The 19,915-nt window shown below is 73.1% G+C and carries 14 protein-coding genes, 1 tRNA gene and 1 pseudogene; 7 read left to right on the top strand and 9 right to left on the bottom strand.

Features of this window, described 5'->3' with window-relative positions:
* Nucleotides 1-198: 198 nt before the first annotated feature.
* The 4 genes from ACFQ6N_RS15110 to dnaK form a co-directional block, all read right to left on the bottom strand.
* A complete protein-coding gene (locus tag ACFQ6N_RS15110; RefSeq protein WP_380649442.1) occupies nt 199-738 on the bottom strand; it encodes a heat shock protein transcriptional repressor HspR in 540 nt (179 codons plus the stop codon).
* A gap of 34 nt (nt 739-772) precedes the next feature.
* Nucleotides 773-1,930 carry a molecular chaperone DnaJ gene (gene dnaJ, locus ACFQ6N_RS15105; RefSeq protein WP_380649374.1) on the bottom strand — a complete coding sequence of 386 codons (1,158 nt, stop codon included), beginning with the start codon at nt 1,928-1,930 and terminating at the stop codon, nt 773-775.
* A gap of 271 nt (nt 1,931-2,201) precedes the next feature.
* Nucleotides 2,202-2,819: a nucleotide exchange factor GrpE gene (gene grpE / locus ACFQ6N_RS15100; protein WP_380649373.1), complete on the bottom strand. Its 618-nt coding sequence runs from the start codon at nt 2,817-2,819 to the stop codon at nt 2,202-2,204.
* Complete coding sequence (gene dnaK / locus ACFQ6N_RS15095) at nt 2,816-4,660, bottom strand: molecular chaperone DnaK (protein WP_380649372.1); 1,845 nt, start codon at nt 4,658-4,660, stop codon at nt 2,816-2,818. Before dnaK ends, grpE begins: the two co-directional genes overlap by 4 nt.
* Before the next feature lie 365 nt (nt 4,661-5,025).
* On the opposite strand from dnaK, the gene ACFQ6N_RS15090 reads away from it, so the two are divergent.
* From ACFQ6N_RS15090 to ACFQ6N_RS15075, 4 genes and pseudogenes are all read left to right on the top strand, one after another.
* The gene (locus tag ACFQ6N_RS15090; protein WP_380649371.1) at nt 5,026-7,251 is read left to right on the top strand and encodes a (Fe-S)-binding protein; all 2,226 of its coding nucleotides are present in this window, start codon (nt 5,026-5,028) and stop codon (nt 7,249-7,251) included.
* A gap of 405 nt (nt 7,252-7,656) precedes the next feature.
* Nucleotides 7,657-8,730 (top strand): annotated as a pseudogene (locus tag ACFQ6N_RS15085) (sugar phosphate nucleotidyltransferase); the annotation flags it as partial.
* A gap of 255 nt (nt 8,731-8,985) precedes the next feature.
* Complete coding sequence (locus ACFQ6N_RS15080) at nt 8,986-10,125, top strand: Yip1 family protein (protein ID WP_380649370.1); 1,140 nt, start codon at nt 8,986-8,988, stop codon at nt 10,123-10,125.
* Nucleotides 10,126-10,212: 87 nt separating this feature from the next.
* Complete coding sequence (locus tag ACFQ6N_RS15075) at nt 10,213-11,103, top strand: metal-dependent hydrolase (RefSeq protein ID WP_380649368.1); 891 nt, start codon at nt 10,213-10,215, stop codon at nt 11,101-11,103.
* 137 nt (nt 11,104-11,240) lie between these two features.
* On the opposite strand, the gene dcd is transcribed toward ACFQ6N_RS15075, so the two are convergent.
* A complete protein-coding gene (dcd, locus tag ACFQ6N_RS15070; RefSeq protein WP_380649367.1) occupies nt 11,241-11,816 on the bottom strand; it encodes a dCTP deaminase in 576 nt (191 codons plus the stop codon).
* A 71-nt stretch (nt 11,817-11,887) separates the two neighbouring features.
* Nucleotides 11,888-12,109, bottom strand: a complete 222-nt coding sequence (locus tag ACFQ6N_RS15065) for a hypothetical protein (RefSeq protein WP_074001850.1) — start codon at nt 12,107-12,109, stop codon at nt 11,888-11,890.
* 275 nt (nt 12,110-12,384) lie between these two features.
* On the opposite strand from ACFQ6N_RS15065, the gene ACFQ6N_RS15060 reads away from it, so the two are divergent.
* Nucleotides 12,385-12,458 (top strand) — tRNA-Gly (locus tag ACFQ6N_RS15060).
* Between the two features lie 51 nt (nt 12,459-12,509).
* Here the strand turns inward: ACFQ6N_RS15060 and ACFQ6N_RS15055 are convergent.
* Both ACFQ6N_RS15055 and ACFQ6N_RS15050 read right to left on the bottom strand, forming a co-directional pair.
* Nucleotides 12,510-13,832: an MFS transporter gene (locus tag ACFQ6N_RS15055; protein ID WP_380649365.1), complete on the bottom strand. Its 1,323-nt coding sequence runs from the start codon at nt 13,830-13,832 to the stop codon at nt 12,510-12,512.
* Between the two features lie 294 nt (nt 13,833-14,126).
* The gene (locus ACFQ6N_RS15050; protein WP_380649364.1) at nt 14,127-16,229 is read right to left on the bottom strand and encodes a BTAD domain-containing putative transcriptional regulator; all 2,103 of its coding nucleotides are present in this window, start codon (nt 16,227-16,229) and stop codon (nt 14,127-14,129) included.
* Between the two features lie 262 nt (nt 16,230-16,491).
* On the opposite strand from ACFQ6N_RS15050, the gene ACFQ6N_RS15045 reads away from it, so the two are divergent.
* Nucleotides 16,492-17,649 carry a M20 family metallopeptidase gene (locus ACFQ6N_RS15045; protein WP_380649363.1) on the top strand — a complete coding sequence of 386 codons (1,158 nt, stop codon included), beginning with the start codon at nt 16,492-16,494 and terminating at the stop codon, nt 17,647-17,649.
* A gap of 66 nt (nt 17,650-17,715) precedes the next feature.
* Here the strand turns inward: ACFQ6N_RS15045 and ACFQ6N_RS15040 are convergent, their stop codons facing one another.
* Complete coding sequence (locus ACFQ6N_RS15040) at nt 17,716-18,834, bottom strand: nucleotide disphospho-sugar-binding domain-containing protein (RefSeq protein ID WP_380649362.1); 1,119 nt, start codon at nt 18,832-18,834, stop codon at nt 17,716-17,718.
* Between the two features lie 436 nt (nt 18,835-19,270).
* On the opposite strand from ACFQ6N_RS15040, the gene ACFQ6N_RS15035 reads away from it, so the two are divergent.
* Nucleotides 19,271-19,786: a hypothetical protein gene (locus ACFQ6N_RS15035; RefSeq protein ID WP_380649361.1), complete on the top strand. Its 516-nt coding sequence runs from the start codon at nt 19,271-19,273 to the stop codon at nt 19,784-19,786.
* Nucleotides 19,787-19,915: the final 129 nt, after the last annotated feature.

Here is a 19,915-nt window from a genome sequence, read left to right as displayed (position 1 = left end):
TGACCGTCACGTAGTCAACGCGATTGTCGTCTGCTGTGACATGGATCTTAGGCGGCGGTCACGAGCCGGCCGAAGAGATGCCTTGTCGCAGGTAGATCGACGATTCTTGCCCAGGACAGCACTCTCTCACTGCAAAAGAGCCGCCGGCACCCCCCGAACAGGAGGGGGCCGGCGGCCTTGGCGTGCGGGTGCGCGGGGTCAGCGCTTGGGGCGCCAGACGACGAGGGCGCTGGACTGGGGGGTGGGGGGCTGGTACGGCACGAGGTCGCGGCGGTAGGAGGCGTGGACGGCGGCCTCGCGCTGCCGGAGGGCGCTGGCGGCGCCTTCCAGTGAGTCGACCAGTTCGGTGATGCGGGACTGGAGGGCGGTGACCTGGTTCTCCAGCTCGATGATCCGCTTGATGCCGGCCAGGTTGATGCCCTCGTCCTGGGAGAGCCGCTGGACCTCGCGCAACTGCTGGATGTCGCGGGCGGAGTAGCGGCGGCCGCGGCCGGCGGTGCGGTCGGGGCAGACCAGGCCGAGGCGGTCGTACTGGCGCAGGGTCTGCGGGTGCAGCCCGGACAGTTCGGCGGCGACGGAGATGACGTACACCGGGGTGTCCTCGGTGAGGACGTACGCCGGCTGGGCCGGGGCGGCCCGGCGGGTGCGCCGGGTGCCGTCGCCGGGCAGGCCTTCGCCGAGGCCCGGGCCGATCGGGCCGCCGGGGCCGATCGGGCTGTCGGGGTTCAGCGGACCCATCGGGTTCAGCGGATTCATCGGGGACATCTGGTCGTCACGCTCCCTTCGCCGCCCGGAAGAGGGCTGCTCGCGGATCGTCGGAGGCGGTGGCCTCGCGGTACTGCTCCAGGGCGTTCAGCGCGTCACCGGCGACGTGCTGGGGCACCACGACCTCGACGGTGACGAGGAGGTCGCCGCGGGTGCCGTCCTTGCGGGTGGCGCCCTTGCCGCGGGCGCGCATGGTGAGGCCGTTGGCGCTGCCCGGGGGCAGCTTGAGCTTCACGGCGGGGCCGCCCAGGGTGGGCACCTCGATGGTGGCGCCGAGGGCCGCCTCGGGGAAGGTGACCGGGACGGTGACGGTGAGGTTGTCGCCCTTGCGCCCGAAGACCGGGTGCGGGTCGACGTGCACGGTGACGTAGAGGTCGCCGGGCTGGCCGCCGCGTTCGCCCTGGGCGCCCTTGCCCTTGAGGCGGATGCGCTGGTCGGCCTGGACGCCCGCCGGGATGCGGACCTGCATGGTGCGGGCGGAGCTGGCCCGGCCGCTGCCGTGGCAGTCGGTGCACGGGTCGTCGACGATCATGCCCCGGCCGCGGCAGTCCTTGCACGGCTCGGAGAGCGCGAAGGCGCCCTGGCCGCGGCTGACGGTGCCCGCGCCGACGCAGGTCGGGCAGACCCGCGGGGTGGTGCCGGTCTTGGCGCCGGTGCCGTTGCAGCTGCGGCAGGGGGCCTGGCTGGTCATCCGCAGCGGGACGGTCGCGCCGTCCACCGCCTCCTCGAAGGAGAGCGTCACCTCGGTCTCGACGTCGGCGCCGCGCCGGGGCTGGGCCTGCCGGGGGCCGCCGCGGTTGAAGAGGCCGCCGAAGACGTCGCCGAGGCCGCCGCCGGTGTTGCTCTGGTTTCCGCTGAAGAGGTCGCCGAAGTCGAAGCTGTAGCTGCCGGTGCCGCCGGGGCCGCCGCCGGACCGGAAGCCGCCGTTGGCGAAGAGGCTGCGGGCCTCGTCGTACTCCTTGCGGCGCTTCTCGTCGGAGAGGACGTCGTACGCCTCGGAGATGTCCTTGAACCGCTCCTCGGCCTTGGCGTCGCCCTTGTTGGCGTCGGGGTGGAACTCGCGCGCCAGCTTGCGGTAGGTCTTCTTGATCTCGGTGGCGGTGGCGTCCTTGGGCACGCCGAGGACCTTGTAGTAGTCCTTCTCCACGTAGTCCTTGCCGCTCATGCGTCCGCCACCCCGCTGTGCTCGGCAGCCGCTGAGCGGTCGACGCATCCCTCAACGGTTCTCCGCCGGCCCTCGGCCGGGGGGACCCCCATGCTGCGCTCGCTCACGGCTCCCGCCACCTCCCGATGTCCGTCGTCACTGGGCTGCCGGCTCGCGGGTGAAGGCGCCGCCGCCGACAGAGCGCTGCGGAGCCGGCCGCCGTACTGTCCGGCGTACGACTCCGCAGCGCACTGGTTGTCAGCTGTCAAGGACTGTCAGCTGTCACTGGTTGTCAGTTGTCCGGGTCGCCCTCGGACTTGTCGGCCTCGCCGGGCTTGGCCTCGGCGTCCGGGGCCGCCTGGGCGCCCGGCTGGGGCTCCGCGACGGCGACCATCGCCGGGCGGATGATCCGCTCGCCGATGCGGTAGCCGGGCTGGAGGATCTGCACGCAGGTGTCCTCGGTGACGTCCGAGGAGTAGCTGTGCATCAGCGCCTCGTGCATGGTCGGGTCGAAGGGCTCGCCCTCCTTGCCGAACTGCTGGAGGCCCAGCTTGGCGACGACCGTCTCCAGCGAGTCGGAGACCGACTTGAAGCCGCCGGTGACCTCGCCGTGCTCGCGGGCGCGGCCGATGTCGTCCAGGACCGGGATCAGGGACTCCAGGATGTTGGAGACCGCGATCTCGCGGACCGTCAGCCGGTCGCGCTCGACCCGCTTGCGGTAGTTCTGGTACTCGGCCTGCAGCCGCTGCAGGTCCGCGGTGCGCTCGGCCAGTTCGCGCTTGGCGGTGGCGAGCTCGTCCGTGGAGCCCTCGGCGGCACCGGCCGCCGCGGCCTCCTCGGCAGCCTTGATCACGGCCTCTTCGGCGGCGGAGTCGTCGCCGGGCTTGCCGCCCTGCGGCTTGTCCGTCATGCCGACGCACCGCCCTTGGGCTTCTCGTCGTCCACGATCTCGGCGTCGACGACGTCGTCCTCGGCCTTGGCCTGGGCGGAGTCGCCGGCCGCGGCACCGGCGGGGGCGTCGGCGTTGGCGTACAGCGCCTGGCCGAGCTTCTGCGCGGTGGTGGAGACCTTCTCCGAGGCCTCGCGGATCTTCGCGATGTCCTCGCCCTTGAGGGCTTCCTTGAGCTCGCCGATGGCGGTCTCGACCTCGGTCTTGACGTCGGCCGGGAGCTTCTCGGCGTTGTCGGCGATGAACTTCTCGGTCGAGTAGACGAGCTGCTCGGCGGAGTTGCGGGTCTCGACGGCCTCGCGGCGCTTGTGGTCGTCCTCGGCGTACTGCTCGGCCTCGCGGCGCATGCGGTCGACCTCGTCCTTCGGCAGCGAGGAGCCGCCGGTGACGGTCATCTTCTGCTCCTTGCCGGTGCCGAGGTCCTTCGCGCCGACGTGCATGATGCCGTTGGCGTCGATGTCGAAGGTGACCTCGATCTGCGGCAGGCCGCGCGGCGCCGGCGGGAGGCCGGTCAGCTCGAACATGCCGAGCTTCTTGTTGTACGCGGCGATCTCGCGCTCGCCCTGGTAGACCTGGATCTGCACGGACGGCTGGTTGTCCTCGGCCGTGGTGAAGATCTCGGAGCGCTTGGTCGGGATCGTGGTGTTGCGCTCGATCAGCTTGGTCATGATGCCGCCCTTGGTCTCGATGCCGAGGGACAGCGGGGTGACGTCGAGCAGCAGGACGTCCTTGACCTCGCCCTTGAGGACACCGGCCTGGAGCGAGGCGCCGATGGCGACGACCTCGTCCGGGTTGACGCCCTTGTTGGCGTCCTTGCCGCCGGTCAGCTCGCGGACGAGCTCGGCGACGGCCGGCATACGGGTCGAGCCGCCGACGAGGACGACGTGGTCGATCTCGGAGAGCGAGATGCCGGCGTCCTTGATCACGTTGTGGAACGGGATCTTGCAGCGCTCCAGCAGGTCCGAGGTGAGCTGCTGGAACTGGGCGCGGGTGAGCTTCTCGTCCAGGTGCAGCGGGCCCTCGGCGGAGGCCGTGATGTAGGGCAGGTTGATCGAGGTCTCGGAGGACGAGGACAGCTCGATCTTGGCCTTCTCGGCGGCCTCGCGCAGACGCTGCAGGGCCATCTTGTCCTTGGACAGGTCGACGCCGTGGCCGCTCTGGAAGACCTTGACCAGGTGGTCGACGACCTTCTGGTCCCAGTCGTCACCACCGAGGTGGTTGTCACCGTTGGTGGCCTTCACCTCGACGACCCCGTCGCCGATCTCCAGCAGGGAGACGTCGAAGGTGCCGCCGCCGAGGTCGAAGACCAGGATGGTCTGGTCGTCCTTGTCGAGGCCGTAGGCCAGGGCGGCCGCGGTCGGCTCGTTGACGATGCGCAGGACGTTGAGGCCCGCGATCTCACCGGCCTCCTTGGTGGCCTGGCGCTCGGAGTCCGAGAAGTACGCCGGGACGGTGATGACGGCGTCGGTGACGGTCTCGCCCAGGTAGGCCTCGGCGTCCCGCTTCAGCTTCTGCAGGATGAAGGCGCTGATCTGCTGCGGGTTGAAGTCCTTGCCGTCCAGGTTGATCTTCCACCCGGTGCCCATGTGGCGCTTCACCGAACGGATCGTCCGGTCGACGTTGGTGACCGCCTGACGCTTGGCCACCTCGCCGACCAGGACCTCGCCGTTCTTTGCGAAGGCGACGACGGACGGCGTGGTCCGCGCGCCCTCGGCGTTCGTGATGACGGTGGGCTCGCCACCTTCGAGAACGCTGACGACCGAGTTCGTCGTGCCGAGGTCGATGCCGACCGCGCGTGCCATCGTAAATACCTCCACGGAAGAGTTGAGCTTTACAGGCTCAAGGATGCATGACCCGGGCGAAAGCGTCAACAGCCATGAGTGCGGGTCGCTCAACTTTGCTGAGCGTGACGGTGCGGTCGGGCCGGTGGGGTACGGACGGCCCCGGTCGCTCCGGGGGTGGGTCATGCTGTCGCGGGGGCGGGGTCACGCCGTGGCGGGGGTGCGGTCACGTGACTGCCGCCATAGCTTGGGAACCTTCTGGAGAACTGTCACCGACCGGTAATGTCCGGGCCGTCGGCCCGGCAAGTTACCGACCAGTACACTCAAGTCCGACCGTAGAACCGCAGACACTGCTCAACCGCAAAGCCGCAGGAGACGGAGAGCCGATGCAGCTAGCAGCGATCGTCATCTCGCTGGTCACATTCGTGATCGGCACCGCGCTCGCCGCCCGTGCGGCGCTGTACATCTACAAGGTGGTCCGCACCGGCGCGGCGGACTCCACCCGTTTCGGGCAACCCGCCCAGCGCGTGAAGACCGTCGCCGTCGAGTTCGTCGGCCACACCAGGATGAACCGCTGGGGGATCGTGGGCATCGCCCACTGGTTCGTCGCCGTCGGCTTCTTCAGCCTGGTGCTGACCATCGTCAACGCCTTCGGCCAGCTCTTCGACGCCGACTTCGCGCTGCCGGTCATCGGCCACTGGATGATCTGGCAGCTCTTCGTCGAGCTGGTCGGCACCCTCACCACGCTGGGCATCCTGACCCTGATCGTGATCCGGCTGATGAGCCTCCCGTCGAGGTCCGGCCGCAAGTCCCGGTTCGCCGGCTCGATCGCCTGGCAGGCCTTCTACGTCGAGTACACGATCCTCGGCATCGGCCTGTGCATCCTGATGCTGCGCGGCCTGGAGGGCGCCCTCAACGGTGTGGACTCGTACGGGCCGGAGCACCTGGTCTCGTACCCGCTGGTCTCCGCGCTCGGCGGGCTGTCGCACGGCACGCTGGCGAACCTGATCTACCTGTTCGCGATGCTGAAGATCTGCATCTCGTTCGCGTGGGCGACCACCATCGGCATCAACCCTTCGATGGGTGTGGCCTGGCACCGGTTCCTCGGCTTCTTCAACATCTACTTCAAGCGCGAGGAGGACGGCTCCACCGCCCTCGGCGAGCTCCGTCCGATGACCAGCAACGGTCAGCCGATCGACTTCGAGGACCCGGCCGACGACGCCGTCTTCGGCGTCTCCCAGGTCGAGCACTTCTCCTGGAAGGGCATCCTCGACTTCTCCACCTGCACCGAGTGCGGCCGCTGCCAGTCGCAGTGCCCGGCCTGGAACACCGGCAAGCCGCTCTCGCCCAAGCTGCTGATCATGAGCCTGCGCGAGCACGCCTTCGGCAAGGCGCCGTACCTGCTGGCCGGCGGCGGCAAGGACATGGAGGGCGTCGAGCAGGCGACCCCCGAGCAGCTCAAGGACGTGCCGGCGGCCGCCCTCGCCGAGGCCGAGCGCCCGCTCATCGGCACCGCCGAGGAGAACGGCGTCATCGACCCGGACGTGCTGTGGTCCTGCACCACCTGCGGCGCCTGCGTCGAGCAGTGCCCGGTGGACATCGAGCACATCGACCACATCGTCGACATGCGCCGCTACCAGGTGATGATCGAGAGCAACTTCCCGACCGAGGCCGGGACGATGCTCAAGAACCTGGAGAACAAGGGCAACCCGTGGGGCATGGCCACCAAGGCCCGCCTGGACTGGGTCAAGGAGCTCAAGAAGGAGACCGGCATCGAGGTGCCGGTGATCGGCGAGGACATCGACCCCGCCGAGGTCGAGTACCTCTACTGGGTCGGCTGCGCCGGCGCCCTGGAGGACCGCGCCAAGAAGACCACCAAGGCCTTCGCCGAACTGCTGCACACCGCGGGCGTGAAGTTCGCGATCCTCGGCAAGGAGGAGACCTGCAGCGGTGACTCCCCGCGCCGCCTGGGCAACGAGTTCCTCTTCCAGATGCTCGGCGCGCAGAACGTCGAGACGCTGAACGCCGCGCTGGAGGACGCCCCCGCCAAGCGGATCGTGGCCACCTGCCCGCACTGCTTCAACACCATCGCCAACGAGTACCCGCAGCTCGGCGGACACTTCGAGGTGATCCACCACACCCAGCTGCTGCAGCACCTGATCGACGAGGGCAAGCTCGTCCCGGTCAACCCGGTCGAGGGCCTGATCACGTACCACGACCCCTGCTACCTGGGCCGCCACAACAAGGTCTACAGCCCGCCGCGCGAGATCATGGACAAGGTCCCCGGCCTGCGCCAGCAGGAGATGCACCGCCACAAGGAGCGCGGCTTCTGCTGCGGCGCCGGCGGCGCCCGGATGTGGATGGAGGAGCGCATCGGCAAGCGGATCAACACCGAGCGCGTGGACGAGGCGCTGTCGCTGAACCCGGACATCGTCTCCACCGCCTGCCCGTTCTGCCTGGTGATGCTCTCCGACTCTGTCAACGGCAAGAAGAACGAGGGCGCGGCCAAGGAGCACCTGAAGGTGGTCGACGTGGCGCAGCTGCTGCTCGACTCGGTGAAGGCCATCCCGCCGGCCGAGGCCGAGGACCAGCCCGCGACGGTGGGCGCCTGACCGGTCCGCTGCCCGGGGCGCCCTGAGGCGTGACGGCCCCGCTGCTGCACGGCCCCGCTGCTTGACGGCCCCGCTGCTTGACCCGTGGGTCAAGCAGCGGGGCCGCTTCTTGACAGGCCTGCTGTTCGACAGTTCTGCTACAGATGTCCGGCCCGGTGGACGCCGCCAACGCGCCTTCCGGGCCCGGCTGTTGGGGCGCCACGGCGGCCGGCGGCGGTACTCCCGGAGGACGGGGAGTGACGTCTGTCGCACAGGCGCCGGACGGGCATTCGGTCGGAAGGAAATACAGTAGGCGCCGGACCGGCTGTGAGCCGGTCGACCCGTTCCGGACGGGTCCAGACCACCGACGGAGGTATCGGCCCGCAGGGCCGGGCCGCAGCGAGCACAAGGGGAACAGCGCAGACCATGACCGAGGCGATCATGCTGGTCGGTGGTAAGGGCACGCGACTGCGTCCGCTGACCACCCACACCCCCAAGCCCATGCTGCCGGTGGCCGGCGTCCCGTTCATCGCGCACCAGCTGGCCCGTGCGGCCGCCGCCGGCGTCACCCGCGTCGTGCTGGCCACCTCGTACCTGGCCGAGGTGTTCGAGGACCACTTCCAGGACGGCACCCCGTACGGGATCGAGCTGGTCTACCTGACCGAGCGCGAGCCGCTCGGCACCGGCGGGGCCATCCGCAACGCGGCCTCCGGGCTGACCTGCGGCCCCGACGAGCCGGTCCTGGTCTTCAACGGCGACATCCTCTCCGGCGTCGACATCGCCGCCCTGCGCGACGGCCACGTGGCCGCCGGGGCCGACGTCACCCTGCACCTCACCCGGGTCGAGGACCCTCGGGCCTTCGGCCTCGTCCCGACCGACGGGAACGGGCGGGTGCTGGAGTTCCTGGAGAAGCCGGAGACCCCGGAGCAGATCGTCACCGACCAGATCAACGCCGGCTGCTACGTCTTCACCCGGTCCGTGATCGACCGCATCCCGGCCGGCCGCGAGGTGTCCGTCGAGCGCGAGACCTTCCCCGAACTGCTCGCCACCGGCGCCCTGCTGCGCGGCGTGGTCGACACCTCGTACTGGCTGGACCTCGGGACCCCGGCCGCCTTCGTCCGCGGCTCCGCCGACCTGGTGCTCGGCAAGGTCGACTCCCCGGCCGTCCCCGGGCCGACCGGCGACGCCCTGCTGCTGCCCGGCGCCACCGTCCACCCGGGCGCGGTGCTCAGCGGCGGCACCGTGATCGCCGAGGACGCGGTGGTCGAGGCCGGCGCGATCGTCGAGGGCAGCGTGATCCTGCCGGGCGCGGTGATCGGCCCGGACAGCATGGTCAAGGACTCGATCGTGGGCGCCTTCGCCAGCGTCGGGGACCGCTCGGTGCTCGACGGCGCGGTGATCGGCGACGGCGCGATCGTGCAGTCGGACAACGAGCTGCCGAACGGCATCCGGATCGCCTGCGGCACCCTGCTGCCGGTCGGCGCGGTCCGCACCTCTGCCGGCCCGGGCGGGTGCCCGGCCGGCACCAGCGCGGCGGCGGCGGTGCACGGGCCGGCGGTCACCGCGCAGCGGTAGCGGCGGCCCGCGCCGGGGCCCTGGGGCCTCCGTTGCTCCTGGGACATCCGACAGCTCCTGGGGCCTGCCGGTGCTTCCGGGGCACGGCCTTTCGGCCCCGTTCGTCTCAGCCTCGCTGCAAACCGGCCCCGGCTTCGTCCGGGACCCACGCGGGTTGGGCCGGACGGGTACCTTCGGAACGTGGCTGGTAATCGATACGACAGCGGTCAGGGCGCCGACCGCCCGCACGGCGGGTGGTCGGCCCCTCCGCCGCCGCCGGCGGGGGCGCCCGGGGGGTACGGGGAGACGGACGGGCCGGAGTACTTCACGGCCCCGCACCCGAGCGCGTCCGGCGCGCCCGGAAACAACCCCGGCGGACCGGGGCACCCGGCGGCCGGGCCCGGGCCGGCGCCCGCGAACGGGCCGGCGGGCGGCGGGTACGACCCGTACGCCGCCGAGCGGCCCGGCAGCACCCGGGCCTTCCCCACCACCGGCGACCCGTTCGCGGGCGCGGCCCCGTACCCGCAGCAGCCGTACGGGCAGCAGCCGCCGTACGGCCACGAGGGCTACCACGACGACGGCTACGGGCAGCGGCAGCCACCGCCGTACGGCCACGAGCAGGGCTACGGCAACGAGCAGGGCTACGGCCACGAGCAGGGCTACCGTCCGGACCAGGGCTACGGCCACGACCAGGCGTACGGCGAGCAGGCGTACGGCGACGACCGGCAGGCGCCGTACGGCCAGGACAACGTCGCCGTCTACCGGGCCGGCGGACAGTCCTCCCCGCACGTCGCCGGCCCCCGGCCGCAGTGGCGGGAGCTGGTCGTCGGCCTCTTCCGCAGCCCGACCGCGATCTTCGACCGCACCCGCGACCACCAGGTCTGGCTGCCCGCCCTCACCGTCTCGCTGCTGTACGGCGCGCTCGCGGTGCTCGGCATCGGGCTGACCCACGACGACATCGTCAACTCGACCTTCACCGTGGCGCTGACCGGCATCCTGGCCGCCGCCGTCGGCTTCACCGTGGCCGGCGCGATCTTCGGCGGGGTCACCTACGCGCTGGCCCGCCAACTGGGCGGCGACGGACCGTGGAAGTCCACCGTCGGACTGGCCGCGCTGATCGGCTGGCTGACCGACGCGCCCCGGCTGCTGCTCGACCTGGTGCTGCCCTCCGGCAGCCCCGTCGTCCAGGTCGTCGGCTGGGCGACCTGGATGCTCTGCGCCTACCTGCTGGCGAGCATGGTCCGGCGGCTGCACGACCTGCCCTGGGGCAAGGCCGCCGCCGCCTCGGCGCTGCAACTGCTGGCGCTGCTGGTACTGATCAAATTGCCGACCCTGGGCTGACGTGCGAAGGGCAGAATGGTGGACGGGCCGCAGCCGAGCGCCGGGGTCCCGTCCACCCTCTTCGCCCTACGTCCACCGGAGCCAGGCATGACCCTCCCCACCACCCACGTCAGCTTCCCGACCGGGGCGGTGACCGGCGAGTCCCCGGTACTCGCGGTGCGTCCGCTGGCCGACGGCCGGTACGCCGTCGTCACCGAGGCGACCCCGTTCCACCCGCTCGACCACACCTGGCCCGACCAGCCGGCCGACCACGGCACCCTCACCGTGGACGGCACCGAGCTGGCCGTCGTCGACTGCCTGACCGGCGCGGTCGGCCCCGACGACGACGCCCTGCTGGTCGGCGCCGACATCCCGGTCCGGCGCGGCGACGAGGCGTGGTCCTGGCTGGTCCTGCACGTCCTCGACACCGACCCCGGCGACATCGCCGGCCGCACCGCCGCGCTTGCCGTCGACACCGAGCGCCGGGCCGCCCTCAGCGCCTCGCACAGCGGCTGCCACCTGCTCGCCCTCGCCCTCAACGCCGCGCTCGCCCCGCGCTGGCGCAAGGACCCGGGCCGCTCGGACGCCTTCGGCAGCCCGGACTTCGACAGCCTCGCCATGGACACCTCGGTGATGGACACCGAGGCCAGCACGGACACCTACCGGCTCGGCAAGTCGCTGAAGAAGAAGGGCTTCACCGCAGACGCCACCGAGGACTTCCCCGCCCTCGCCGACGCCCTGCCCGCCCTCACCGAGGACGTCAACGCCCGGCTCGCCGCCTGGGTCGCCGCCGACGCCCCGGTCACCATCGAGGCGCCCGGCCCCGAGCTCACCGCCCGCCGCCAGTGGCACTGCGAGCTGCCCGAGGGCGGCGCCCGGATCTTCTGCGGCGGCACCCACCTGCACCACCTCGGCGAGCTGGCCGAGCTGCGCACCGAGCTGCGGCTGTCCGAGGACGGCACCGAGCTGGTCGCCGTCACCAGCCCCAAGCGGGCCTGAAACGCCGCGGGCGGCCACCCCTCGCGATGAGGGGCGGCCGCCCGTCGGCGTGCGCTCCGCGGATCCTCCGGTCTCCCGGACCGGACCTGCCGGCCTGGACCCGTCGGGACCGGACCTGCCGGACCGGACCCGCCGGATCAGATGTCGCTGCGGTGGAAGTTCAGGTACGAGCGGGACGGCGTCGGGCCGCGCTGGCCCTGGTAGCGCGAGCCGTAGCGCTCCGAGCCGTACGGGTGCTCCGACGGCGAGGAGAGGCGGAACAGGCAGAGCTGCCCGATCTTCATGCCCGGGTACAGCTTGATCGGCAGCGTCGCGACGTTCGACAGCTCCAGCGTCACGTGGCCGCTGAAACCGGGGTCGATGAAGCCCGCCGTGGAGTGGGTGAGCAGGCCCAGCCGGCCCAGGCTCGACTTGCCCTCCAGCCGGGAGGCCACGTCGTCGGGCAGCGAGATGACCTCGTACGTCGAGGCCAGCACGAACTCGCCCGGGTGCAGGATGAACGCCTCGTCGCCCTCCGGCTCGACCAGCCGGGTCAGGTCCGGCTGCTCCTCGGAGGGGTCGATGTGCGGGTACTTGTGGTTCTCGAACACGCGGAAGAAGCGGTCGAGGCGCACGTCGATACTCGACGGCTGGACCATCGAGGGGTCGAACGGGTCGACGACGACCCGGCCCAGGTCGATTTCGGTCCGGATGTCCTTGTCAGAGAGCAGCACGCTTCGAGGTTACGTGCAGGAAAGGGCCCCGGACGAATCCGCCCGGGGCCCACCTGCCCGTCCGCCGGCCGTCAGGCCAGGAACTCCGCGGCCTCCAGCCGCATCGCCCGCGCCAGTTGCGGCTCCGACAGCTCCCGCACGTCGGCCAGCACCGAGCTCCGCATCCGCCCGCACTGCGGGCACCGGATCAACCGCCCGGGCCCGAGCCGGCCCGGACCGAGGTTCTGCATCGGGAACGTCGTGGTGCTGAACAGGTGCCCCTCGGCACAACGAACGACGGCGCGCTGCTCCATCGATCCCCTTCCCATCCCTAACCCAGTACTCACCCGTACTCACACGCGCCCCGGCGGCCGAGCCCCGGGACAGCGTCACATTAGGGGATGCTCCGGACATTCCTCACCGTGGCTCGCCGCCCCGATCCCGCCCACCGGAGCACTCGTACGCGGCCCACACAGTACGCCCCCGCACCCGCCCCCACCCGGCACCGCCGCGCCTGGGGCTCCGTGCAACCACCGTCCCGGATGGGGTACAGTGAGACTGGATCGAGCGGTCTCTGACGGCTCATCAGGCGGGCGTAGTTTAATGGTAGAACATGAGCTTCCCAAGCTTATAGCGCGAGTTCGATTCTCGTCGCCCGCTCCATACCGAAAGCCGCAGGTCATGTGACCTGCGGCTTTCGTGTTGTCCGGGGGGTCAGGGGCGGGGCTGGGCGCGGGGGAGGGTGCGGACGGGGCGGGCGGCGAGGAGGGCGGTGCTGGTGAGGAGGGCGACCGCGATGCCGACCAGGAGGACCCGGTCGGTGCCGAACGCGGTGACGGCCGGGCCGGCCAGGGCGCTGCCGACGGGGTACATGCCGACGGAGCCGGCGACCTCGTAGGCGTGGACGCGGTTGAGGACCTCGCCGGGGACCTGGGTCTGCACGCTGGTGGCCCACATGACGCCCCAGACGCCGATGCCCGCGCCGACCGCGACCTGGGCGGCGGCGAGCAGCCAGACCGGCCAGCCGAGGACGATGCCGAGCGGGTAGAGCGGATAGGTCAGGGTGGCCACCGCCCCGGCGGCGAGCGGGCGGGCGGGCTTGTAGCGGATCGCGAGCAGGCCGCCGGCCACGGTGCCCGCGCCCAGGGCGCAGTTGAGGAGGCCGAAGGCGGTCGCGCCGTGCTCGGGCACGATCACCCCGGCGGCCACCGAGAGTTGCGGCCCCCAGGAGAGCACCGCGAAGACCATCCAGATCACGATCACGCCCCAGAGCCAGCTGCGGGCGCGGAACTCCTGCCAGCCGACCACCAGGTTGCGCCACAGGCCCTGGTCGGCCGGCGGGGCGGGCACCGGGCCGAGCCGGAGCGTGAACAGGCAGAACGCGCTGGTCCCGTAGGCGACGGCGGAGACCGCCATCACCCAGCCGGTGGCACCGAGCCCGACCAGGGCGCCGGCCAGGGCCGGGCCGCCCAGGCCGGTGAGCGCCTCGGAGGTGCGCAGCACCCCGTTGGCGCCCTGCACGTCCCGGGCCACCAGGGGGACGGTGGAGGAGGCGCCCGGCTGGAACATCGCGTTGGCGGTGCCGGCCACCGTCAGCAGCGCGTACAACTGCCAGAGGTGGTCGATGCCGTGGATGAAGAGGACGGCGAGCAGGACATGGGCGCCGAGGTTGGCCAGGTCGGCGGCGATCATCATCCGGCGGGCGGTGAACCGGTCGGCGAGCACCCCGCCGAACAGCACCAGGCCCGCGAACGGGCCCACCAGGAAGGCCATCGCGTACCCTGCGGTGTCCAGGCCGTACCCGCCGCTGAGCAGTCCGGCGGAGACCGCGACGGGCAGCATGGCCCAGCTGAGCAGGCCCGCGCTGCGGGCGGTGAAGTAGCGGCGGAAGTCGGCGGACCAGATCGCCGGTTCGCGGGCCGGTTCGAGGGCCGGTTCGAGGGCCGGTGCGAGAGGCGGTTCCGTCGGGGTGGGCCGGTCCTGGCTGCGGACGGATGTCGCCGCCGCGGTCGTGCGGTCGGCCGGGTGTTCTGGCATGGCTGGTCGGTCCTTCAGGCATCGTGGTGCGCGGCGAGTTCGGCCGTACGCGGACGGGCGGACGGGCGGGCGGGCGGGCGGTGACGGGATCTGCGGTGCGACCACCGTACGGAGCCGGTCTGGTCGGGCTCCTGTAGGCGGAGCGGGGGAGTGCGGGCACTGCCGGGGCGGTGGTTCCGGGGGCGCCGGGGGCCGAACTCGCAGGTGCCGCAAGGGGATTCGGGTAGGGGTCGGCGAGGGGGTGGGCGGGGACCGGCAGAACCGGGGAAACTGCCGGTGTGCTCGGCACGGCGGTCAGCGGATCGGGACCCCACCCATCGCCCGGGAGAGCCGCCGCGCCTCGCGCCAGTGCCCGAACGCCTTGCTCCGCGCGCCGAGCGCCGACTGGGCGTAGCCGAGGGCCAGTTGGCTGCGTACCTCGCCCGGCCGGTGCCCGGTCTGGCGGTGCAGGGCGAGTGCGTCGCGCCCCACCTCCAGGGCGGTCCGCGACTCGCCCAGCCGCACCCGGACGCGGGCGACCACGTCGAGCGCGCAGCCTTCGAGCATCCGGAACTCCGCCTCGCGGGAGAGCGCGACGGCCCGCTCCGCGGTGTGCAGGGCGGTCCGCGGCTCCCGGTGCGCCTGGATCGCCGCGAGCCCGACCAGTGCGGCGGCCTGCGGGAAGCGGTCGTCCGCGACCTCGGCGCGGCGGAGCGCCTCCCGGTAGCTGTCGGCGGCGTCGGCCGGGTCGTGGGCGCGCGCCTGGGCGGCGCCCAGGGCGAGGAGGGCATGGGCCTCCAGGGCGCGGTCGCGCAGCGCCTGCGCGGCGGCGAGCGCGGTGTGGGCCAGCAGCCGTCCGGTGGCGTGGTCGCCCAGGTCGGTGTACGCGCCCGAGAGGCAGTTCAGTGCCACCGACTCGCTGAACCTGTTGCCGGTCCCCAGGTGGATCGGCAGGGTCTCGCCGAGCATCCGGATGGTGTCCCTGGGGCGTCCCAGCGCTCGGTGGACGACCCCCAGGTTGGTGTGCGAGACCGCCTCCTCATCGGTCGAGTCGAGGCCGTGGAAGAGCCGGGCGACCCGGGAGAAGTGCTCGGCGGCCTCGTGCAGCCGCCCGAGCTTCCAGCAGACCAGCCCCCGGACGGTGACGTCGCGGGCGGTCTCCGAGAAGGGAGCGGCGGAGGGGCCGGGCTTCGGCGGGTGGCACCGGGCGGCGGGCGCCGTGCGGCCGGACGGGCCGGGAGGCGGTGCGGGTACGGGGTGCGGGACCGGTGCGCGGCCCGGTGCGGGGACCGGGTCCGGTGCGGGCCGGCCGGAGCGCCGGGTGACGGGCGGCTGTCGGCGCAGTACCCGGAGGTGGGCCTCGCGGACCTCCGGGCCGGGCGCGATCCCCAGCTCCTCGTCCAGCCGGGCGCGCAGGCGGCCGAACACGTCGAGCGCGGCGGCCTGTTCCCCGCTGTCGGCGAGGGCGCGGATCAGCCGGGCGTGCAGGCCCTCGTGCAGGGGCTCGGTGCCCACCAGTTCCCCCAGCACCGGGACGGCCTCCGCGGGGCGGCGCAGCAGCAGTGCCGCGTCGGCGTGCAGCAGTGCCGCCCTGGTCCGCCGTTCGTTGGCGGCCACCGCGGCGGGGTGCTCGCGCAGCACCAGGTCCGCGTCCGCGAGCACCGGGCCCCGCCACCAGCGCAGGGCCCGGGAGAGGGTGTCGTACGCGGCCTCCGGGTCCGGTGAGTGGCGCACGCACCCGGCGCGGGCCAGCAGGTCGTCGAAGTGGCCGAGGTCGGTCCGGGACCGGGGTGCCTCCAGCAGGTAGCCGGTGGGCGTCCGGATGACGGTCGGCGGTGGGGCGGTCCGGGGGCCGTCCGGTGCCAGCAGCCGGCGGACCTGGCTGACGTAGGTGTGGACCAGGCCCTGGTGGGAGCCGGGCGGCCCGGCCGGCCAGAGGACGTCGGTGATCTCCTGCCGGGTGGCGGGCCCGGGGTGCTTGAGCGCCAGCAGTCCGAGCAGGCGGCGCAGCATCGGGCTGGTGACCGGGACGGGGGTCCGGCCGTGCCGGAGGGCGAGCGGGCCGAGGATCAGCAGGTGCGGCCGGTCGGCGTCGGGCGTCGGGGCGGTGCGGGCGGCGGCCAGCAGGTCGGCCTGTTCGCCGCCGGTCAGGTCCAGGGCCTCGGCCAGCTGACGGAGGGTGCGTGGTCGGGGCCGTCGGACCCGTCCCTGTTCGATGTCGCGCAGCGCCCGGGTGCTCATCCCGGCCCGGGCGGCGGCCGTCTCCTGGCTCAGTCCGGCCCTGCGGCGGAACGACCGGAGCCGTGGGCCGAACGGGTCCGGCTCCTCCGTCGGGTCCTCCGTCGGGTCCGGGCGTCCTGCCCGTCCCTGCTCCGCACTCGCAGTAGGAAGGCCGGTGGCCGATGTCCGCTCCGCCATGGCATCCCCCCTCGTCCGGCGGCCGCGCGCGGCCGACTCGCTGCGGAGACCGCGGCCGGTGATCAGTGTGGACCAGACCAATGCGCCGGACAAGGGACGGGCCGCCAGGTCGGGCCGGGCCCGCCGCCAGGCCGAGCACCGCCACCGCAGCCCCCTCCGGCCCGCCCTCCACCGCCCCCGGGTGCCCGGGCCCGGACCCGACCGGGTTCGATGGGGGAGTCCTTCGCCCGCCAGCGGGCGATTCACCCCGTATGTCCGGGAGATGACGATGCACAGGGGTACCGCCGTACGAGTCGACGCGATGCTCGATGATCTGCGCACACTCGTCGGGATCGAGTCCCCGTCCCGCGACCTCGACGCGCTGCGGGCCTCCGCGGAGGCCGTCGCGGCGATGATCGAGAGCCGGCTGGGAGGGCGGGCCGTCCTGGTGGAGAGTGGGGCCGGTCCGCACGTCCACTGGTCGGGCGGCGGTGATCCCCGGGTGCTGGTGCTCGGCCACCACGACACGGTGTTCCCGCTCGGCACGCTGGCCCGCCGTCCCTTCCGGGTGGCGCAAGGCCGTGCCACCGGACCCGGCGTCTTCGACATGCTGGGCGGTCTGGTGCAGGCCGTCCACGGGCTGGCGGCGCTGGACGACACGACCGGCGTGGAGATCCTGGTGACCGCGGACGAGGAGGTCGGCTCCGGCTCCTCGCGGGTCCTGATCGAGGAGCGGGCCCGTGCCTGCGGGGCGGTGCTGGTGTTCGAGGGGGCGGCCGAGGGCGGCGCGTTGAAGACCGGCCGCAAGGGCTGCGGCACCTTCGAGCTGTCCATCCGGGGGCGGGCGGCGCACGCCGGGCTGGAACCCGCGGCGGGGGTCAACGCGCTGGTCGAGGCGGCGCACCAGGTGCTGGACCTCGCCGCGCTGAGCTGGCCGGAGACCGGGACGACGGTGACACCCACCCTGGCGTCGGCGGGGACCGCCGACAACGTGGTGCCGGCGGAGGCGACGGTGACCGTCGACGTCCGCGTCGAGTCGGCCGAGGAGACGGCGCGGATCGAGTCCGCGTTCGCGGACCTGCGCCCGTACCTGGACGGGGCCGAGATCGTGGTCCGGGGTTCCGTGGGCCGGCCCCCGATGCCGGAGTCGGCGTCGGAGCAGTTGTTCCGGCTGGCGCGCCGACTGCTTCCGGGCCTGGAGGGGACGGCGGTCGGCGGGGGCAGCGACGGCAACTTCACCGCCGCCCTGGGCGTGCCGACGCTCGACGGCCTCGGCGCGGTCGGCGGGGGCGCCCACGCCGACCACGAGTACCTCGTGGTCGACGCGATGGTGCCGCGGGCGCGCCTGGTGACCGGGCTGGTGAACGCGATCCGGGACGAGCCCGTGCCGGGCGGCCGGCCCCACGCGGCCGCCCGGGACCGAGCGGCCGACCGGGACTGAGCGGGCGGCCGGACCCGGCCGCCCGTCGTGGCGACCGGTCCAGGCCGGCCCGCCCCGGCCCGCGGTTCAGCGGGTGACGAGCGCTTCGAGGATGGGGACCAGGGCGGCCGGGGTGGGCAGGGCGGTGTTGTCGTCGCGGAGGCGGTGGGCGGCCTCGCGGAGGGCGGGGTCGGTGAGGAGGCGGTCGAGGAGCGGGGTGTCGACGGCGTCGGAGGTGGAGCTCAGGGCGGCGCCGGTCGCGGTGACGGCCTCGGTGTTGACGAAGTGGTCCGCGCCCTGCGGGAGGAGCAGCTGGGGCAGGCCGGCCTGGAGGGCGGTCAGCATGGTGCCCGAGCCGCCGTGGTGGATCAACGCGTCGGCGCGGCCGAGCAGTTCGTTGAGCGGGACCCAGGGCAGCGCACGGACGTTGGCGGGCAGGGTGCCGAGCGGGGCGAGGTCGGCGTCACCGACGGCGAGCAGGAAGTCCGCGTCGACCTCGGCCGCCGACTCGACCAGGCGGACGACGGCCCGGACGCCGTCGAGCTGGGTGAGGACGGTGCCGAGGGTGACGACCGCGCGCGGGCGGTCGGCCGGGCGCAGGAACTCGGGCGGGACCACGCCGCCGCCGTTGTACGGGACGTAGCGCATCGGCAGGCCGTCCGGGTCGCCGCCGAGCGGGCCGACGTTGATCGCGGTGGAGGCGGCCGGGCCGGTCAGGCCGTGCTTCTCGTAGAGGTCGGAGAGGTGCGAGGTGAGCCGGGCGGCCATGGGGAGGCCGGCGCTGACCCCGAAGTTGTGGACCACCGACGGGATCTTGAGCACGGTCGCCGCGAGCTGGGCGGACCCCTGGAAGGAGTCGTAGACGATCAGGTCGGCGCCCCAGTCGGCGGCGGCCGCCAGCAGCCCGTCGACGCCGGGTCGGGAGGCGTGCGCGAACATCCCGGCCGCCAGGTCGAAGATCTCGTCCTGCGTCCGGCCCTGGTTGACGTACTCGATCTTCTTGCCGTCGAGGCGCTCCTCGAACAGCGCCCGGATCTCCCGGCCGTCGCCGATCTCGACGATCGGGAAGCCCGCGGTGCGGAGCTGGTCGAGCGGCTTGCCGCTGGCGAACAGCACCTCGTGCCCGGCGGCGCGCAGCGCCTGGGCGGTGGGCACCATCGGGAACAGGTGACCGGCCGCGGCGGGGCCGGTGAAGAGTATGCGCATGGTTTCGCTCCTTGCCGATGAGGCTGACATGGCAGTCTCACCTTGAAAGTTGACATGCAGTCAATTTCATTCCGATCATCATGCGCGGTTATCGGCCGTTCTGCGCAGGGCCTTGCCACCGGGGCGGCGGTGTGCTCCGCGCCGGTCCCGCCACCGCCGTGGGCCGCCGTACGGGCCGCCGTGCGGGGGCGCCGTGCGGGGCGGCGGGACCCGCCGTCGGGGCGGGCGGAGCGTGCGGGAACGGTGTGGACCGGAACCTGTCGGTGCCCGTGTGCCGTCCAAGGAGTGACGCGATCCCTGCCCCGGGTTGAACGCCGGGAGGAGTACGGAGGGCCCTGTGCAGTCAGGTGGTGCCGAACTGAACGTCGGATGCCAGGGCGGTCCCCCCGGCGCTGCGCCGCCCGTGCCCGCCTGGTGGGCGGAGCTGGAGCCCGGCGTGACGGCCGGCCAGCTCGACGCCGCCGAGCGCTGCGAGACGCTGCTCCGGGACACGCTGGACGCCGTCGACCCGGTGCTGGCCTCGCGGGAGGCGGTGCCCCGGGCGGGCGCGCGGCTGCCGCAGCCGGGGGCCGGGCCGGAGGTGCTCTGGTACGTGACCCGGGGCCGCGACGTCCTCACGGTGGTCTCGCTGCCCCGGCGGGCGGAGCTGGTGGGCGTGGTGGAGCGGCACTGGCGGCGGCGCGGCTGGACGATCACCTCGCTGGACACCGGCATCCCGCCGGGCGTCGGCATCCCGCCGGACGGCGGCCGGGAGCGCCCGCGGGTCACCGCGACCACCCGGGACGGGTACCGGCTGGCGCTGGGCTTCGGGGAGTCGGGCGGGGCCGGGCTGACGGTGAGCTCCCCCGGGGTGGCCCGGTCGGAGGGGTTCGCTGTGCTGCCGGGCGACGGTGACGGCGGCCCGGCGCCACTGCCGTACGTCTGCTGCCCGTACTGGAGCTCATTGGCGTAGCCGGCGGCGAACAGCCGGCAGTCGGCGGCGGGCGGCGAACGCCCGCTGCCCGGTGGCCGGTGGCCGGCGCGCGGTGCCCGGCCGACGGCGGAAGGGGCCGGGGAGGCGGGGGGGGGGGGGCCCCCCCCC

This window comes from Kitasatospora sp. NPDC056446 (assembly GCF_042796115.1).
In the GTDB taxonomy this organism is placed as follows: Bacteria; Actinomycetota; Actinomycetes; order Streptomycetales; family Streptomycetaceae; genus Kitasatospora.
The sequence above is the reverse complement of the archived record's forward strand: the minus strand, read 5'-3'. Positions and strand labels throughout refer to the sequence as shown.

Coding starts and splice junctions, on each gene's coding strand:
- ACFQ6N_RS15110 (WP_380649442.1), bottom strand. CDS start 738: ATGGGTCCGCTGAACCCCGACAGCCCGATCGGCCCCGGCGGCCCGATC.
- dnaJ (WP_380649374.1), bottom strand. CDS start 1,930: ATGAGCGGCAAGGACTACGTGGAGAAGGACTACTACAAGGTCCTCGGC.
- grpE (WP_380649373.1), bottom strand. CDS start 2,819: ATGACGGACAAGCCGCAGGGCGGCAAGCCCGGCGACGACTCCGCCGCC.
- dnaK (WP_380649372.1), bottom strand. CDS start 4,660: ATGGCACGCGCGGTCGGCATCGACCTCGGCACGACGAACTCGGTCGTC.
- ACFQ6N_RS15090 (WP_380649371.1), top strand. CDS start 5,026: ATGCAGCTAGCAGCGATCGTCATCTCGCTGGTCACATTCGTGATCGGC.
- ACFQ6N_RS15075 (WP_380649368.1), top strand. CDS start 10,213: ATGACCCTCCCCACCACCCACGTCAGCTTCCCGACCGGGGCGGTGACC.
- ACFQ6N_RS15065 (WP_074001850.1), bottom strand. CDS start 12,109: ATGGAGCAGCGCGCCGTCGTTCGTTGTGCCGAGGGGCACCTGTTCAGC.
- ACFQ6N_RS15055 (WP_380649365.1), bottom strand. CDS start 13,832: ATGCCAGAACACCCGGCCGACCGCACGACCGCGGCGGCGACATCCGTC.
- ACFQ6N_RS15050 (WP_380649364.1), bottom strand. CDS start 16,229: ATGGCGGAGCGGACATCGGCCACCGGCCTTCCTACTGCGAGTGCGGAG.
- ACFQ6N_RS15045 (WP_380649363.1), top strand. CDS start 16,492: ATGACGATGCACAGGGGTACCGCCGTACGAGTCGACGCGATGCTCGAT.
- ACFQ6N_RS15040 (WP_380649362.1), bottom strand. CDS start 18,834: ATGCGCATACTCTTCACCGGCCCCGCCGCGGCCGGTCACCTGTTCCCG.